General features: G+C 43.7%; 15 protein-coding genes. 7 read left to right on the top strand and 8 right to left on the bottom strand.

The window, feature by feature from the left end; translation table 11 throughout:
• Positions 1–2: 2 nt before the first annotated feature.
• A complete protein-coding gene (locus ACQ4XT_RS18905) occupies positions 3–191 on the bottom strand; it encodes a hypothetical protein (RefSeq protein ID WP_446855064.1) in 189 nt (62 codons plus the stop codon).
• Between the two features lie 140 nt (positions 192–331).
• On the opposite strand from ACQ4XT_RS18905, the gene ACQ4XT_RS18900 reads away from it, so the two are divergent.
• The 3 genes from ACQ4XT_RS18900 (at position 332) to ACQ4XT_RS18890 (ending at position 1,914) form a co-directional block, all read left to right on the top strand.
• Positions 332–484 carry a hypothetical protein gene (locus ACQ4XT_RS18900; RefSeq protein WP_446855063.1) on the top strand — a complete coding sequence of 51 codons (153 nt, stop codon included), beginning with the start codon at positions 332–334 and terminating at the stop codon, positions 482–484.
• Positions 485–1,073: 589 nt separating this feature from the next.
• Complete coding sequence (locus tag ACQ4XT_RS18895; RefSeq protein ID WP_446855061.1) at positions 1,074–1,367, top strand: hypothetical protein; 294 nt, start codon at positions 1,074–1,076, stop codon at positions 1,365–1,367.
• 103 nt (positions 1,368–1,470) lie between these two features.
• A complete protein-coding gene (locus ACQ4XT_RS18890; protein ID WP_446855060.1) occupies positions 1,471–1,914 on the top strand; it encodes a hypothetical protein in 444 nt (147 codons plus the stop codon).
• A 28-nt stretch (positions 1,915–1,942) separates the two neighbouring features.
• Here ACQ4XT_RS18890 and ACQ4XT_RS18885 read toward each other — a convergent pair whose 3' ends face one another.
• The 6 genes from ACQ4XT_RS18885 to ACQ4XT_RS18860 all read right to left on the bottom strand — a co-directional run bounded on the left by ACQ4XT_RS18885 (position 1,943) and on the right by ACQ4XT_RS18860 (position 8,539).
• Positions 1,943–3,355 (bottom strand): glycoside hydrolase family 18 protein, encoded by a 1,413-nt coding sequence (locus tag ACQ4XT_RS18885; RefSeq protein ID WP_446855058.1) that lies wholly within the window; start codon positions 3,353–3,355, stop codon positions 1,943–1,945.
• A gap of 133 nt (positions 3,356–3,488) precedes the next feature.
• Positions 3,489–4,439 carry a nucleoside hydrolase gene (locus tag ACQ4XT_RS18880; RefSeq protein WP_446855056.1) on the bottom strand — a complete coding sequence of 317 codons (951 nt, stop codon included), beginning with the start codon at positions 4,437–4,439 and terminating at the stop codon, positions 3,489–3,491.
• A gap of 315 nt (positions 4,440–4,754) precedes the next feature.
• A complete protein-coding gene (locus ACQ4XT_RS18875; protein ID WP_446855054.1) occupies positions 4,755–4,988 on the bottom strand; it encodes a hypothetical protein in 234 nt (77 codons plus the stop codon).
• A 164-nt stretch (positions 4,989–5,152) separates the two neighbouring features.
• Complete coding sequence (locus ACQ4XT_RS18870) at positions 5,153–6,136, bottom strand: sodium:calcium antiporter (protein WP_446855051.1); 984 nt, start codon at positions 6,134–6,136, stop codon at positions 5,153–5,155.
• A gap of 606 nt (positions 6,137–6,742) precedes the next feature.
• Positions 6,743–7,567 carry an alpha/beta fold hydrolase gene (locus tag ACQ4XT_RS18865; RefSeq protein WP_446855050.1) on the bottom strand — a complete coding sequence of 275 codons (825 nt, stop codon included), beginning with the start codon at positions 7,565–7,567 and terminating at the stop codon, positions 6,743–6,745.
• A 93-nt stretch (positions 7,568–7,660) separates the two neighbouring features.
• Positions 7,661–8,539 (bottom strand): alpha/beta hydrolase, encoded by an 879-nt coding sequence (locus tag ACQ4XT_RS18860; RefSeq protein ID WP_446855048.1) that lies wholly within the window; start codon positions 8,537–8,539, stop codon positions 7,661–7,663.
• Positions 8,540–8,640: 101 nt separating this feature from the next.
• Between ACQ4XT_RS18860 and ACQ4XT_RS18855 the strand changes: the two genes are divergently transcribed.
• The 4 genes from ACQ4XT_RS18855 to ACQ4XT_RS18840 all read left to right on the top strand — a co-directional run bounded on the left by ACQ4XT_RS18855 (position 8,641) and on the right by ACQ4XT_RS18840 (position 12,169).
• Positions 8,641–9,714, top strand: coding sequence for a glycosyltransferase family 2 protein (locus ACQ4XT_RS18855; protein WP_446855046.1), 1,074 nt, complete (start codon positions 8,641–8,643; stop codon positions 9,712–9,714).
• Entirely contained in the window at positions 9,714–10,160 is a 447-nt protein-coding gene (locus ACQ4XT_RS18850; RefSeq protein WP_446855044.1) for a glycosyl-4,4'-diaponeurosporenoate acyltransferase CrtO family protein, read from the top strand. The genes ACQ4XT_RS18855 and ACQ4XT_RS18850 overlap by 1 nt, the downstream gene beginning before the upstream one ends.
• A 158-nt stretch (positions 10,161–10,318) precedes the next feature.
• Positions 10,319–11,185, top strand: a complete 867-nt coding sequence (locus tag ACQ4XT_RS18845) for a DUF4097 family beta strand repeat-containing protein (protein WP_446855043.1) — start codon at positions 10,319–10,321, stop codon at positions 11,183–11,185.
• Positions 11,186–11,617: 432 nt separating this feature from the next.
• A complete protein-coding gene (locus tag ACQ4XT_RS18840) occupies positions 11,618–12,169 on the top strand; it encodes a 2'-5' RNA ligase family protein (RefSeq protein WP_446855042.1) in 552 nt (183 codons plus the stop codon).
• Positions 12,170–12,330: 161 nt separating this feature from the next.
• On the opposite strand, the gene ACQ4XT_RS18835 is transcribed toward ACQ4XT_RS18840, so the two are convergent.
• A complete protein-coding gene (locus ACQ4XT_RS18835; protein ID WP_446855040.1) occupies positions 12,331–12,774 on the bottom strand; it encodes a PH domain-containing protein in 444 nt (147 codons plus the stop codon).
• Between the last annotated feature and the right edge of the window lie 197 nt (positions 12,775–12,971).

The raw sequence follows: 12,971 nt of genomic DNA, 5'->3' as shown, positions 1-12,971 counted from the left end.
TCCTATTCACCTTCCCAATTCAGCATAACCGTCATTTTACTATGGACTACGATGCGACAGTCATTACATTTCGGTACCAGATATAATTGTCTGCCGGAGAGCTGCTTCGTTCCACTCCAAGCAGCTTCTTTCCCATTCCAAGTGGCTGCTGTGTTTACTGAATAGGTAACAGGGAGTTTGTCATAATCCAAATCACCTTCGTATGTAAGATCCTCCTGGTTTTTAATAGGGTCAACATTTTACTATAATCACTGAAAGGGAAATAGGTCCTTTTTTCTACGGAACCTATAACATCCTGCACCATATAAAAAGTGAAAAGGAGGGGGAACAAGTGGCTGTTTTCATAAGTATCATCATCATTCTTTCCTTATGGTCGATTACGAAGACGTTGGAAAAAATGACGAAGCGTATAACAGATCGACAAGATGAAGAAATTGAACATCTCAAAGAGATCAAAGAACTGCTTTTAGATAAGAAAGAGTAAAGGGGGGGGCGTGTGAAAAAACTGGTTACGATTCTCCCCTTTTTTTGTGATGCCTGTGATCTTAGGGCTTCATAGGTATCTTTCAATTGAAGATTATGCGGTTCCTCTTGGGGTTTTATTTAATGAGGATGAGCGCATGGTAGAGAGCTGCAATTGAAGAGGTAATATCGTCGCTGAGTTTCCCAATCACGGTCTCACCCTAAAAGAAGAGGTCGATCTTTTTATTTTAGAAAGTGAATGTAAGCAGACGTTTGCTGCAGTTGTTCTGCTTTTTTTAGTGCTCGTGTATTCGGTCGTGTTGGCGTGCTTATCTGGATTATGGAAGGTAACACTGGAAGGGATGGTAAAAGTCCCTGAAAAATGGAAACCGGTCATGATTGGTGTATTCATATCTTTGTATGCTTGTGCAGCGTTCAGGATAGGTTCTCATTATATTGAATTAGTCCATGAGAGTGAAAGACTCTTACATAAGTTATAAATCCATAGTCGTGCTTTTAATAAAGGGTTACGCTCCATTACTGTTAGATGAAGAACAGGGAGGGGAATAGACTTTTAGATTGAAAAAGTTTAATAAACAGGAGTGTTGGTTTTGAAGCTTTTCCTTGTTATTGGAAACATCATGGGGAGCGGATTGTCTGCATTATGGCTTGCTTATCATTTTGCAAGCGGACCGTTGGTAGTGGGGCGGACGGATGAAGTCATTGGGGAACCGGATTTTTTTCTGCTTCTTCCTATATGGGGAGTGGGGGCTTATCTTGTATGGCGTTATTTTTCAAGGAAAGAATGGGAAGACGTCGCGTATATGGATATTGCGCTGACCAACTTTACGTTGTGGTTGACTATTCCGCTAGGATTTTTTGTTTCTACTATGTTTGTTCATTAAGGGGTGTGCTTCCACGGAAGGAAAGAAATGAATCAAGAAAACCTGATTGATGCTGCACAAGGTGGGATGTGGAGAGATGCAAGGACAAGGGAGGGAAAGACCATTGAAGAGATCCAATAGAATCGCCAAGCTTTTGACCTATTGTGCGTTTGGAATCATGGGCCTTGGGGTGCTAGTATTCTTTGCTATTATTCTCAACCAAAGGTTCGGGACAGGAGGCCATGGGCTGACTGTTTTGATCAGCGGCTTCATCACGGGGGTGCTGTTCTTAGGTTTTGCAGAAATCATCCATTTGCTGCAGGGCATTTATGACCACAGTAGAAAGAATGAAGATTTAGAGAAAGACTTTACATATGAAAAGGAAGTTGGGAAATCCTCAAAAATAGACCCTGAGGATGAACGGGAAATCCGCTCCTTTTTCAAAGAGAGAAATCAAAAAGTGGGAGAGATCCATCCCACGGATCAGCCGTTCATCTATATTGTAGAAGTAGAGGGAAGAAAGAGAAAAGTCGAAGCGGGTGGATTCAAATTAAAAATACTAGAATAAAAAAAGGGCCTCCAGAAGAGAGGGTCCCTTACATTTTCTTCACTTTGAATTGGCTCTGAAGAACCGGCCAATTTTGAGGGAAAGGGCTGCCTAGAACCCAGTAGCTACCTCCTCTAAGGCCGTAATCTTCGATCGTATCATATTTGGCCTGCACACTTCTTGCGTCTTCAAACCAGACTTCATGCTGCTGACCATCTGCATCGGTATATCGGAAAAAGGGAGATTGATATTCTTCATTGTACTGAATAGGGACCCCGTATGTTGCTGCTAGTTGGATTGCTTCCTGAGGGTTGACCGTTCGAGCATAAGTGCCCTGCACCCATGGGATTTCCCATTCGCGTCCATACAAAGGCATTCCCATCAGGATTTTATTGCGCGGAATGACCGTCACGGCGTAATCGAGCACTTCACGGACTTTGTTAATCGGCGCGATCGCCCATGGCCTTCCTCCTGACCATCCCCATTCATACGTCATGAGCACAACGAAATCAACAATTTCCCCTTGAGCTTCATAATCATGGGCTTCATAAAGCAGTCCCTGCTGATCTGCGCGTACTTTAGGTGCAAGGGCGGTGGAAACACTGAAACCTTCGGGACGCAAGCGGCTGACGACTTTTCTTAGAAACGCGTTGTAGTTTTCTTTATCTTCAGGATACACATATTCGAAGTCGAAGTTTACACCAGAGTATCCTTTGGAACGCATCTGCTCTAATAGGTTATCAATGAAGGTATCTTGAATGCCTGGGTTTCGTAAAAAAGTAGCCGCAAGATCCGAATCAAAGCTGCCTCCGACAAAATTGGTGACCACCAGCAATGGCGAAATGTTTTGAGCTGCGGACGCCTGTAAAACCGCTGCGTCATCCAGATCTGTCAGGCTTCCATCTGTCTGAATGGTGCGTGTAAAAGGGGAGAGATAGGTGAAATGGCTGCCAAGCGTGTTCACTTCCCTTGCTCCTTCCGCATTCGTCCGCGTAATGTAGGCGTTGATTTCCTTCACAGGACGAAGAGGGGACGGGATAGCAAGCGTCATACCGACAGAAATGACCGCTGGGTTCTCAATGCCATTCGCTTCAGCAATCTCCGAAACCGATACGCCGAACTGGTTGGCGACTTTCCAAAGGCTGTCGCCTGCCTGGATCGTATAGTTCGTAAAAGGAAGGAGGAGCATTTGACCAACAAAAATGAGCGCTGGGTTCACAATATTATTCTTCTCGGCCAGGTCTTGAACACGGACCCCGTAGCGGTTGGCAATGTTCCAAAGACTGTCTCCAGGTTGGACGACGTACTCTCTATTAGGCTCAGGTATGACAAGGGCCTGCCCGATCACGGCCACGTTTGGATTGTTCAACTGGTTCAGAAGGATGATCTGATTGATATCGGCCCCGTACCGTTGGGCGATTTTCCATAGAGAGTCGCCAGCTTCAACAACATGAATGATCATTTCGCCTCTCCTTTTTTGCACTTTTTATGAAGATATGCGCGGGGGTCTCGTCCCTATGTATAAGCAGTCATAGGGAGATGGTAATTTTCCAAGGATTTCTGAGGGCTGTATCACTCAAAAATTTACAACAATTTTATATATATCGAGTAGTCATCACATTAACAAAATCCTTTACAAATGCCTCGTAATTGAACGATATGGCGATATGATCTCTATTTTCAGTCGGTTGTTCGCTGGAATTCGCCCTGAAGTCGGCTATACTTTCCCCTTTTGTATTGTCAAAGTTAATGGATACAGAAGCCTGACGTTCGATGTATCGGACTTGTTCAGGATTGACTAAGGCAAAGACAGTAAATACATCGTGTAGCGGACTCCCCGAAAGGCTCGGGTCCAATTTTTTATAGGCAGCGGTGTAGTAGTCAAAAATCGGTTTGATCAGATGGGTGAACGCATTGAAAGATTGAGAGGTGATTCTTTGAATGGTTTCGGGTGTAATAATGGCGTGGTTCGTAACGTTCAATGGAGTGATATAGATATTATTTAATTTGTTTAAAACGAGGTTGGCAGCGATCCCGTCCCCATGAAAGTTAGCTTCTGCCACAGGGGTTACGTTTCCTGGTACTAAAAAGGCCCCACCCATACAATAAATGGCTTTTACTTTGCTTAAATTCTCTCTGCCCCCTAATAAAAATGCAATTGCAAGAGATGTGGACCTTCCTACATCCAGGATGACCAGATTGTCTGCGTAGGAATCGATGATTTTAAAGATCTCATCGAAATTTACTACATCCCCTTCAACGGTATCCGGAGGACGTATGGGCCCTAGTCCTTCTTCCCCGTGGATTTCTGGATAATAGACGGCTACTTCACCACTGAGAGGACTTTTGGCTCCCCCGATAATCGGAATATCTTCTCTTCCCGCCAGTTTTAAAAGGTAGGATACATTTTGAGTGGCTTGTTTTTGGGGCACGTTGCCATAACCTGAAACGATTCCAACTACATTGGTTTTTGGATTTAGGAGTGCGTACATGATGGCTAGTGAGTCATCAATCCCTGGGTCGCAGAACAGTAAAACATTATGCATAGAAGCCCCCCTATAAATACAGATAAGCTATTTTATGTAGGTCATTGTAAATAAATAACATCCTATATTCATAGGAATGATAGGGCGGCATTATAGAAGAGGTGGGGTGATCTGAACGATTAGTGACTCCCCCTTCACCAAATAAGCGATGGGGATTATTGACCGAAAAAGGGATGGATTTGAAGGTCTGTTTTGTAGAACTCTGTATAAATGAAAAAGGGAACCTCTTCTTTCAATGAGGTTCCCTTTTTCAGATCCAATAGAATGTGTGGTGATTTTTTGGGGAGACGAAGCCTTTCACCGCAAAGGTTTTTGTCAGGTTTCTTTCATCATATGACGGAAAATGAATGGAGCGAATAAAGAGAAAAGCAGGACACCTAGCGTTATCCACCATCCGATCGATGAGAATGTGTCCTCTGGGGTGATAGACGTACCTGAGACGCATGAGAGATTTGTAGCCGAGAAGAATGAAGTCAAAAGGGCCAAGCTGACAAATAATGATACACCAATGGTCGATTTAGTTTCCTTCACTAACTTTTCAGCACTCATAGATCATTCCCCCCAGAATAAATCATCTAAATTTTTATTTAAGGCTTTACATATGGCCGTACACAACAGAACGGAATATCAATTATATTTTACATTTTGTCATGTGTATTGGAGGCTTCCTTCTTGAATGTGAAGAACATATAGATTGAGAGGTAGATACGGTTCTACAGGAAAAAGATCCGATAAGAAATCACAAAATATAGAGTAATCACTACTAAAGATGGCATGATATAATTCCATGAACTCCACGAACGGTTCATTTGCTTTGTCCTCATCAGTGTATAAATAAAGAACAGAGTCATAGTGATTCCAAGTAAAGCCAAATATAGGTGGGTCCCTTGGATTGATTTTAATATCGGTCCTTTTTGATACATCAAATCAGTGAATACCAGTAACTTTATATTATATAAGTTACTTCCCAGTATGGAACCTATCGCCATATTATAGTTCGCTAATTTAAATGCAGCTAGGACGCTTACTAATTCAGGTAAAGAGGTGGAGGCTGCAATTAAAAAACTGCCTACAAAACTAGCATTCATTCCTGTTACTTCCGCCATTTTGTCTCCCGCAATGGAAAGGATGCTTCCGGATATAAAAACCGCCACTACGGCTAATATAAAACCCGTAATCGCAGTTGAAAGAGGAATATCCTTAGGTGGAAGGGTGTGTTCAACATCATCATCATCATCATTACTGGTAAGGAACTTCATTGAAAATATATAAATCAGGACAATGATATACATTTCCATTCCTATATTAAACAATTGTATAGGTACAGGAAACAGAAGAGATAGGGAAAGGATAATTAGAAAAGCAAGGCCTGTCCATGCAGAGGGCAGGTTAGCGTTAGGATTGATTCTTTGAAAGAAACGTTGCTTTCGATAAAACAAATCCATAGAGGCAAGAATTAATAAGTTGAATACGTTACTACCAAGCATATTTCCTACCGCAATATCAGGGTTGTCTATATAAACGGCAGTGACACTGGTCGTCAATTCAGGCAAGGAAGTCGCGCCGGCAATTAAGAAGGTACCTACCACAGCCCCGCTCATGGAACTTTTTTTACTAATGACGTCACCGAGTTGATTAAGGTAAATAGCAGCAGTCACCACAAGGATGGCTGCAAGAAAGAAAATGATAAAAATCATGGATTACCCCCCCATTCATATAGGGAGTATATGAATGGGTTGTATGAAATATCCTTTCCATGCCTGAAGTAACTGAACTTCCTAGTAAATGTTTGAATACCTATGGCCTAGGTTCACGTTGATGCCCGCTTTACCATCCAGGGTCTGTTTGTTTTGTAGATTCATTGTTATGGTAAGTCAATAACACTTCCTGGCATTTTTTCGTGAATGAATTATACGAGAAGGTAGGGGGCTATTAAAAATCTTTCACTACCAGGGGTGACTTAGATATACCTCTATTTGTTACGTGGAATCAAGCATAGGAAGGAGGATTTTAACGTCTGAAGGTTTGCTGCATCATCTACGTAAGAACCTCACGATGATCTTTGTTTAGAGTCTTACATAATAAAGAGTGATGACATAATAAATGCTTAAGACTTTCATTTAGAGATGATGCCGACTGAAAAGAGCGGGGCGTGATTGTGTTCACCCTGATATGACAATTGTGGAATGGATGACGAAGTTCATCCTTCCTAGGATCGTTTTATATTGGGCTGTTCGATTCGATGGATGAAGCATTTAGAATCCAAATAAAAGTAAAGCGCCGGGCTTGATGCCGGCGCTTTTTTAGTGATGGGAGTTTATGACTTCTTCCGTTACGTCCGTCAAATCCATCTGACCTTCCGACTGAATGAACGAAATGGCCAGTTTGTTGAACGACTCGGTTTTATCTAGGTTCACGACATGCCCGCTTTCAGATAAAAGGAGGAAAGAGGTGTTCGGCATGTGCCTTGTATCTTTCATCACATCATCTCTAAACATGTGGTCGCCTTCCCCTGTGATGTACAATTTTGGGACGGACGCAGCGTTCTCATTCACGTGTGTAAACGTGTCTGGAACCGAGTAGACGATGTTATACCAGCCTAGGAAATCTTCCCTTTTCATTTGGGAGGCCTCATGGATAAAGGCATTTCTGGACTCTGTATGGTTCTTCCTCGGCATCAAAATGCGTGCGCACAACGAATACAGATACAAGTGCGGGGTAACATTTTTAAGCATGGTCCCCAGCATAAGAAGAAACTTTGCCAAAAGATTGATCCGTGTGATCGCTCCGCCTAAGACAGCTGTTTGGACTCGGTGTGGGGAGGTGGACAGGACATGTTGAATGACGACGGAACCTAAGGAAATTCCTACAAAATGGGCCTTTTCCACACCCACGTCATCAAGGACTCCGAGTACTTCGTCGGTCACGGTTTCAAAGGAAAATTTCTCTTTGTAACTGGACACGCTTGGTGAATTTTTGTGACCGGGCAGATTGACGACTATGATATTGAAAGATTTTCGAAAAGCTTTCATTTGTGGAAAAAAGATGTTGACGCTTCCACCGATTCCATGGAGGAAGATCACATACTCCTTGGAAGGGTCGGAGCCTAACACTTTATATTCTAACAATGGATCACCTGCTTTTATAAAACTCTATACGACACTAATCGTCATTATAAGTCAAAAAGCAGGGGGTGGCAAAGGATAATCGGTCTGGTTTTGTTACGATTCTGTGACCTGACGCATCGTTTTTGAGATGATACGCCAGGCTTCTTCTGCTTGATCCCGCGGTCCCTGATGGGTGAACGCGTGGCAGCAGCCTTCAAAAATGTTGACGTCTACATCAACCTCCGCTTGTTTCAACTTTTCCGCGTAGGCTTTTCCTTCCATAGTAAAAGCATCGTATTCGGGTATGATGAATAGCGCTTGAGCCAGGCCCTCCACCTTTTCAGCTTTCACAGGGGAAGCGAGCGGGTGTTCCGCTTGATTTTTTTCCGGGACGTAACAATAGTTGAGGAAATGAGCAGCCTCTGGATACTTCGCCCGCCATTTATCCGGTTCGGGCTTATCGCTGTGCGGAGTGACGAAGTCGAGCATCGGATAGGCCAGCACTTGCAGAAGCGGCTGTCTTTCGGAGCGTTCTTTTAACAGAAGACAAAGGGCAGCGGCCATGTTCCCACCTGAACTTTGCCCGCCGACCATCATTTGATCGGCATCAAGCTGAAGTTCTTCTGCATGGGCCTTGAGCCATTGGTAAATCTCGTAGCACTGCTCCACAGGTTTTGGAAAAGGATATTCAGGCGCTTTTGCATAGTCGACATTGACGACCACGCTTCCTGTTTCATTCGCAAGGAAACGGCAGTACGGATCGTCCATTCTCTTTTCATTCATAATGAAGGCGCCTCCGTGCATGTTCATATAAACGGGGAATCGCTTTCCATCAGGTGCAGCCGGATAATACAAGCTGATGGATGTCGGTTTCACCCCGGTATCGACGACCAGGTCTACTTTCTTATGTACATATCGAAACGGGACCATCAGGTTTCTTTCTGCCTGATTGGGGAAAAGTCGCAGTAATCGTGCCATCCATAATTTAAGCATCATTGAACCCTCTTTTTTTAATAACCATTGTACCCGCTCTTGTCCTTGTATAATCAAGAGTTCCTGAGGTGACAATGGAAGTACATAGGGAGGTGGCCGGAATGTGGGTGATGATCCTGGCAGTTTTATCAACCCTGCTCCTTTTTTGGCACAAATTATCGTTTCCTAGAGGAAAACGTAAGAATACAGAGATGTACACATTGATCATTCCAGCTCGGAATGAAGCGGAAAACTTGAGACGTCTGCTGCCGACTTTAGTGTCTGAGGATCCACAACGGGAAATCATTGTCGTCGACGATGATTCAGAAGATGGGACGCGGGATGCTGCTGAGAGTTTTGGCGTGAAAGTGGTAGACAATCCGCCCTTACCTCCCGGTTGGATGGGCAAGTCATGGGCGTGCTATAACGGGGCGAAAGCAGCAAAAGGTAAAACGCTCATTTTCCTTGATGCGGATACATGGTTTTCAGATGGAGGGGCAGAGCGTTTGGTGAAAGCTTTTGACGGTGAAGAAACGGTCATGTCCGTTCATCCTTATCATGAGATGCGCTCGTTCTGGGAAAAGTTCTCCGGAGTATTTCACCTTGTCGTTATGGCCTCCTCCGGTTTAACTACTGTATGTAAGGATAAAATCGGAACCCAGGGCGGTTTCGGCCCGTGTCTTGTGATCGGCGTTGATACTTATTGGAAGCTTGGAGGTCATGAGGCCATCCGGGGAGAGATCGTCGAACACCTGGCATTTACCAGAATAGCAGCTTCTGAAGGGTTAAAAACGAAAGCCTATAGCGGTCGTGGTGTATTGAATATGCGCATGTATGACTCTGACCTGAAACAAGTGATTGAGGGCTGGGCTAAAAGCTTTTCGTCAGGGGCAAAAACAGCGTCTCCCATCATGACGCTTGCGAATGTCGTGTGGCTTACCGCCGTTATATCTTTTTTGTTAAACCTTACTTCCCTTGAGTGGTGGGGCTTTATTGGATATGTAACTCTAGTGTTTGTTTTGTTCAGGACTTGGAAGGAGATCGGTAATTTCAGGTGGTTTGATGTGCTTTTATTCCCGCTGCACTTTTTCTTTTTCGTGTCCGTTTTTGCTTATTCCTTGTGGAAAACCTTTTTCATAAAGGAAACGACATGGAAAGGCCGCTCGATTGTTGATAAGAAAAGGAGTTCTTCTTAATGGTCGTCAATGTAGTCGCATGGCTGTGCATCCACCTTGGCGTGAGCAGTCTCGTCTCTGTTGTCCCGGATGCTTTTGTGAATGCCTTCGCTGGATTATATCATGTGAAAAGGTGGGAATTACAGGGGAAGGTTTATGAACGTCTGGGCGTGAAAAAGTGGAAAGACCGGCTCCCTGAAGCGCGAAAGTGGTTTCGGAGGGAAAAGTCAGCGGCTCATTTGCGGAGTACGTCCCAATGGGAGCGTTTTGAAAAGCAGACGAATCGCTCGGAGCTCTCCCACTGGGTCCAAATGCTCGCGGCTCCTTTTTTCTTCTTATTCAACCCACCGTGGGCCGGCTGGATTATGGTCGCCTATGCCATCTTGTTCAACCTTCCTTTTATTATCGTCCAAAGATATAACCGTGTTCGAATGATGAGAGTTAAAAAGCGTCTGTCCATGCGTTAGAAGACGTTGTGCGAACAGATGAAAACAGAATGGTAAATGTTGAATCCCTGGTCTTAATGGACCAGGGATTTTTCTTGCAGGTGGGAGGAAATTGGAAAGTTTTGTCGAATTTTTCAGGTTAGGTACTCAATCAGACATGTCTAAAGGAGAAATTTATTATGGAATTAATGTTGGTGTTAATCATAGCGATCATTGGTGTAGCGCTTCTCTACCAGAGATCGAATGGAGGAAAGACTTATCATCTACATATTCAGGAGAAGTTTACAGATGAAATCAAGAATCTTCAGGTAGAATCGACGTCTGTGGATGTAGAAGTTGTGAAAGTGGACCGTGAGGAGTGGAAAGTCACTTTATCTGGTACCGTTTATGAAAAAGATAAGGAGCACTTCACCCTTTTTCATGATCAGCAAGGGGAGAATTTGATCGTAAAGGTGACGGAAGAAAAAACGCGGTTCGGCATTCAAATGCGGAAAGATATGAAACTTCTAATAGAAGTTCCAGCGGAAACCATAGGGGCTTTAATGATAGAAACATCCTCGGCTGACATCGATATCGAAGGCTTGGCAGTCCATCATTCCACCCTTACCGCAAGCTCGGGTGATGTGACAATGGCAGATGTGGTTCAAGAGAATTTACAGATCCAAACGTCCAGCGGCGATGTTTTACTGAAAAGGGTGCAAAGCGGGAAGTCAGACATTCATACAAGCAGCGGGGAATTGTTTGGGGAGAAGTTTAATTATGGGACAGGCGTGTTCGGTTCCTCATCTGGGGAGATCCGTATCCAGGCAGCGAGAATGCTTGGTGATGTGAAAGCTTCAACGTCCAGCGGGGATATCCGCTTTTTCTATGAAGAAGAACCGGCCTCTTGTCAACTCGTTTACATATCGAATTCGGGAGAAGCAGAGATTAACTGGACGGGTCTTGACTATGAAGTGAAAAAGGACAATGAAGTGCGGGGCACAAAAGCTGATGGCGAGTACCAACTATCGGCTGAGACGAGCTCAGGTGATTTGAGAGTAGGATAGGAATGACGGTTGAAGAAAGCAGGTTTGGTGGTTGAATGCGGATGAGTAAAGTCACGGATTTCCTCATATTTTTTTCCAATTCATGAAACTTCCGGGGTCACTTCATCGTAATGAAGAAAGGGAGGCGGGAGTGGTGACGCAATGCGAATGTTGTGGGCAGCCTTTTCGCTTAGCACAGATTTTGGCAGTGAACCTTTTCTTTTCTAAGGCTTCTTGTGAAAATTGCAGCTGCAGACAAAGGTTTATTTCATCGATCGTTTTTTGGTTGTCATGGTCACTGTTGTTCCTTTAGTGGTTTTTAGTTCATTTATCTCTCCATTTGAAAATCATTCATTGAATCTACTGGGAGGTTTAAGTCTGTTTACCACAGGGTTGATGGGATCATCGTTTGTGACTAGATATCAATACATACCTGAGTAGGGAGAGAGAAAGGTGCAGCATTTTATTGGATGGGTACCACCGGAAGATTTCAAAGAGAAGGTCATCCACTTTCAAAAAAAGTGGAGCGGAAATACGATCACAGTAGTTGTCGAACCTCATATCACGTTAAAGGCCCAAGGGGGTCTGACCCCTGATCGGAAATGGTTGGACCAAGTGAGAGCAATGTGCCGGAGAACCAATCCCTTTCGTGTCCAAATAGGTGTACCCGCTTTTTTTGGAGAAGACGTGCTTTATTTGAGTGTGTGTTCGGAAAAAATCTATGACTTTCATAAACAAATGGTTCAGATCACACACCCTACTTCAAAGCAGGTGGATGATTATTTTGAGTGGGAACATTTCGTCCCTCATTTGACGCTAGCAAAAACGACTTATGGTTTGGCAAAACAAGATCTGATCGATATGGCTGAAGCTGCGGATAAGGAGTTTCGTCCTTTCCAAGCGTTTGAAGTGGACCGGGTCAGAGTTTATGAAGAATGTAGTCCGAATACATATACGAAGCTGGAAGACCTATGGTTGGGAAGCATCCCACGTGTGCAGTCATGAACAGCTCAATCGTCCAGCAATACCAATATTCCAGGAAGCGGTCGGTCCATGGGAAAGGTAGCGCCCTTGCCTTCACTGGTTTATCACGAGAAAGCTTTTGCTCTCCACTAAGTCAACATTACGGGACGGATCTTATCCAAGTGAAAGAGAATAGTGTGACTTCATTTTTTCAAGGCCGGATCGAGTTCTAATTGAGGGTTCTCTTCTGATATGGCCATCACAAACCTTTGTTCATCCTGAGGAGAAATCAACGTGGATTTATTATTTCCATGGAAGATTTCCAGTTTATCTAAAGACAGTGCTGGCGAAGACATCGGACTTTTCGTTGGTTTTATTTTTGTGATGTCCATGATTTTAATGCGTTTTCGTAATGGTCCGGAGTGGATGTAAAGATACTGATTTCTCACTTTGTATCCGGTATGGAACCAGATCCATACTAAAACACCAATAGTCAGGCCTCCTAATACATAACCTAATGGGTCACGGTAAGAAATGAGTTGAAAACCGATGGGCTCCCCTCCAAAGGCATAGATGAAAACAATAAACAGGACGATGCCCCAGATGGTGATCGTGTGAAAGACATCTTTTTTTGATGGAAAATTCATGGGTATCCCTTCCTTTCTTCTATACTTACGGATATAGAGGGTATAACGTTTCATGAATTGGAAATATTTAGGGTTTTAAAGCTCCTGGATAATCCTGTAGGTAGAGGGTTATATCCATCTGAAGTCGTAGACGAAATCATTCCAGTACCTGAGGTGAATTTTGTAAATAAACGCTATTCTTGGTATATAGAAAAAGA

It is taken from the genome of Halobacillus sp. 12SKB (assembly GCF_052941655.1).
The sequence above is the reverse complement of the archived record's forward strand: the minus strand, read 5'-3'. Positions and strand labels throughout refer to the sequence as shown.